At 49.4% G+C, this 3,281-nt stretch carries 4 protein-coding genes; all 4 read left to right on the forward strand.

Going from position 1 to position 3,281, the window contains the following annotated elements; all coding sequences use genetic code 11:
* Positions 1-67 precede the first annotated feature (67 nt).
* The 4 genes from K2G43_RS05160 to K2G43_RS05175 all read left to right on the forward strand — a co-directional run bounded on the left by K2G43_RS05160 (position 68) and on the right by K2G43_RS05175 (position 3,265).
* Positions 68-469 carry a DUF4891 domain-containing protein gene (locus tag K2G43_RS05160; protein ID WP_297644555.1) on the forward strand — a complete coding sequence of 134 codons (402 nt, stop codon included), beginning with the start codon at positions 68-70 and terminating at the stop codon, positions 467-469.
* 82 nt (positions 470-551) lie between these two features.
* Positions 552-1,091: a DUF2148 domain-containing protein gene (locus K2G43_RS05165; protein ID WP_300153323.1), complete on the forward strand. Its 540-nt coding sequence runs from the start codon at positions 552-554 to the stop codon at positions 1,089-1,091.
* A gap of 116 nt (positions 1,092-1,207) precedes the next feature.
* Entirely contained in the window at positions 1,208-2,323 is a 1,116-nt protein-coding gene (locus K2G43_RS05170) for an agmatine deiminase family protein (RefSeq protein WP_297644558.1), read from the forward strand.
* A 57-nt stretch (positions 2,324-2,380) separates the two neighbouring features.
* On the forward strand, positions 2,381-3,265 hold the full coding sequence (locus K2G43_RS05175; protein ID WP_300153325.1) for a carbon-nitrogen hydrolase: 885 nt from the start codon (positions 2,381-2,383) through the stop codon (positions 3,263-3,265).
* The last annotated feature ends 16 nt before the right edge of the window (positions 3,266-3,281 follow it).

Below are 3,281 nucleotides of genomic sequence, written 5' to 3' on the forward strand. Positions count from 1 at the left end.
ATATTTATTTATATATTTGCAACATACTATATATCACAGATGTTGAACACCATAAGTGAACTTGATTATGAAGGTATTGTTTGTTTTATTGGGCTCTCTTTTCCTGTTCTTGTCTTGTCAGGGAGGAAATCGTTCCGGGAAAGAGGAGCAGGAAGAAGAGATAGCTTCCACTCCACAAGCTACTGCCATCTTTTGGGTGGACAAGGATAAAGATTATCAAAATAAAAAGAAGAAAGGTCCTTTGATGATACGTACCGTTAAGGCTGAAGTGGATATTGACTCGTCGGGAAGAGTAAGGCTTTTGTCTTACACTAAGCCACAACGTACGAACGTCAAAAGCTATTTGCAGTATCGCCTGGAAAATTTTCGTGTAAAAAAGATAATGCTGGACAGCGGTTTTGTGAAACCGGGAGTGCAGTATGTGCAGCTCCGGTATATGCCGGAAAGGTTAGAAAAGCATTGCCGGTAACATTATATGCGTTTCGATGCTATCATCCCCCGGATATTTGTGTTATCTTTGGCGCACAGATTCATTCAAGAAAAGAAAGATTATGATACAAAATGAACGTGATTGCCGCCACGAACATGTACTTGCAGTGGCGAGGCAAATGATGACTGCCGCACGCACGGCACCCAAAGGAAAGGGTATCGACGTGGTTGAAGCGGCATTGGTTATAGGTGAAGACATCAAGAGGCTTGCCGAAAAGATGGTTGCCATGGTCGAAGAGCACGGCATGAAATTCTTCCTTCGGGATGCAGACAACATCTTGCAGGCGGAATGCGTGATAATTATAGGTACGCGCGAGCAGGCGCAAGGCTTGAATTGCGGACATTGCGGCTTTTCCACTTGCGCGAACCGGAACGAAGGAGTGCCTTGTGCGCTAAACACGGTGGATGTGGGCATTGCCGTCGGGTCGGCATGTGCGATGGCTGCCGACCTGCGGGTCGATACCCGGGTCATGTTCTCTGCAGGGCTTGCCGCACAGCAGATGGATTGGCTGAAGGGATGCAAGAACGTGCTTGCCATTCCGGTCAGCGCATCCTCCAAAAATCCGTTCTTCGACCGAAAACCGAAGGAAGAGAAGAAATAAAGGAGGGGCATGAAAACCAGAAAGTGGAACACCGGAATGCTAAATGAAGGTTTCGAATCTAAAGTGGAGGGTTAGTAGCGTAAAGTTTATATATAGAAACTAATAAATCAGAAGATATGGGATATTTTATGGGAATACCGTTGGGCGGTGCTTCAGAGAAGGACTACCAAGTGCGTTTTGGCAAGAATATGAGTTTTCAAGTAGAGGTACGTGCCCCCCACTTGCCTGCCGAATGGGCCTTGCAGAGCGGCGTACAGTTGACGTGGCCGCATGCGGGTACAGACTGGAATTATATGTTGGCCGAAGTGCAGGAATGTTTTACGGTCATTGCCTCCGAAATAGCCGCACGGGAAGTTTTATTGATTGTGACGCCGGAGCCGGAAGTCGTAAAAAAGCAGATTGCCGGCAGAGTGAATCCGGAGAATGTCCGTTTCCTGAAATGTGACACAAACGATACCTGGGCACGTGACCACGGTGCCATCACGATGCTTGATACGGACGGTGCGTCTTTGCTTGATTTCATGTTTAACGGGTGGGGGCTGAAGTTCGCATCCGACAAGGATAATCTGATTACACGTCATGCGATAGCGGCCGGAGCTTTGAAAGGGGATTATGTGAATCGCCTGAACTTTGTATTGGAAGGCGGTTCCATCGAAAGTGACGGCATGGGCACGCTGCTCACCACTTCCGAATGCCTGCTTTCTCCCAACCGTAACGGACAGCTGAATAAAGTGGAAATAGAAGAGTATCTGCGTTCTGTCTTCCATTTGGAACGCGTGCTTTGGTTGGATCACGGCTATTTGGCGGGCGATGATACGGACAGCCATATTGATACGCTTGCCCGCTTCTGCGCACCGGACACCATCGCCTACGTGCAATGTACGGATGCCGACGACGAACATTATGAGGAACTTCGCTTGATGGAAGAACAGCTCAAGACTTTCCGGACAATGGACGGTGCCCCCTACCGCCTGCTGCCACTTCCGATGGTCGATAGAATAGAAGAAGATGGAGAACGGCTTCCTGCCACTTACGCCAATTTCCTGATAATGAACGATGCAATACTCTATCCCACTTATCGTCAACCGGAGAACGATGCCCGTGCCAAAGAAGTGCTGCAAGAAGCTTTTCCCCGTCACGAAATAGTCGGCGTGGATTGCAAGGCACTGATAAGGCAACATGGGTCACTGCACTGCGTGACGATGCAATATCCGGTAGGAGTCTTGCGATGAAGCCACCGGCCAGCAATAAAAGAATAGTGAACAGACATTAAGAATACAGATTGAATCATGAGAAAGATTAAAATCGGCATTGTCCAACAAGCCAATACCCCTGATTTGAAGACCAACCTTATGAACCTGGCCAAGAGCATTGAGGCCTGCGCTGCCCATGGGGCACAGCTGGTTGTCTTGCAGGAGTTGCACAACTCTCTTTATTTCTGCCAGACGGAAGATACGCGATTGTTCGATTTGGCGGAACCTATCCCGGGCCCTTCCACCGGATTCTATTCGGAACTTGCCGCCGCCAACCGAATCGTGCTGGTCACCTCCTTGTTTGAAAAGCGTGCGGCGGGGCTATATCATAACACGGCAGTGGTTTTCGACCGTGACGGAAGCATTGCTGGAAAGTATCGGAAAATGCACATCCCCGATGACCCCGCTTATTATGAAAAGTTCTATTTCACCCCCGGCGATATCGGCTTTGAGCCGATTCAGACCTCTTTAGGCAAGCTGGGCGTATTGGTCTGCTGGGACCAATGGTATCCGGAAGCCGCCCGCCTGATGGCACTGAAGGGAGCCGAGCTATTGATATATCCGACTGCCATCGGTTGGGAAAGCAGCGATTCGGATGATGAGAAGGCACGTCAGCTCAATGCATGGATAATCTCTCAGCGCGGTCACGCCGTAGCTAACGGTTTGCCGGTCATTGCCGTCAACCGTGTGGGGCACGAACCCGATCCGTCCATGCAAACTAACGGCATTTTGTTCTGGGGAAACAGCTTCGTGGCCGGGCCACAGGGAGAATTTCTGGCACAGGCAAGCAATGACCGTCCTGAAAACATAGTGGTAGAAGTTGATTTGGAGCGTTCGGAAAATGTACGCCGCTGGTGGCCCTTCTTGCTTGATCTCCGTATAGATGCGTACGAACGGTTGACTAAGCGGTTAATCGATTAGTGAAATGTCAGCTTAT

It is taken from the genome of Bacteroides sp., assembly GCF_029057325.1.
Classification (GTDB): Bacteria; Bacteroidota; Bacteroidia; order Bacteroidales; family Bacteroidaceae; genus Bacteroides.

Excerpts from the sequence above, each read along its gene's own strand:
- K2G43_RS05170 (WP_297644558.1), top strand. The coding sequence starts at position 1,208 with ATGGGATATTTTATGGGAATACCGTTGGGCGGTGCTTCAGAGAAGGAC.
- K2G43_RS05175 (WP_300153325.1), top strand. The coding sequence starts at position 2,381 with ATGAGAAAGATTAAAATCGGCATTGTCCAACAAGCCAATACCCCTGAT.
- K2G43_RS05165 (WP_300153323.1), top strand. The coding sequence starts at position 552 with ATGATACAAAATGAACGTGATTGCCGCCACGAACATGTACTTGCAGTG.
- K2G43_RS05160 (WP_297644555.1), top strand. The coding sequence starts at position 68 with ATGAAGGTATTGTTTGTTTTATTGGGCTCTCTTTTCCTGTTCTTGTCT.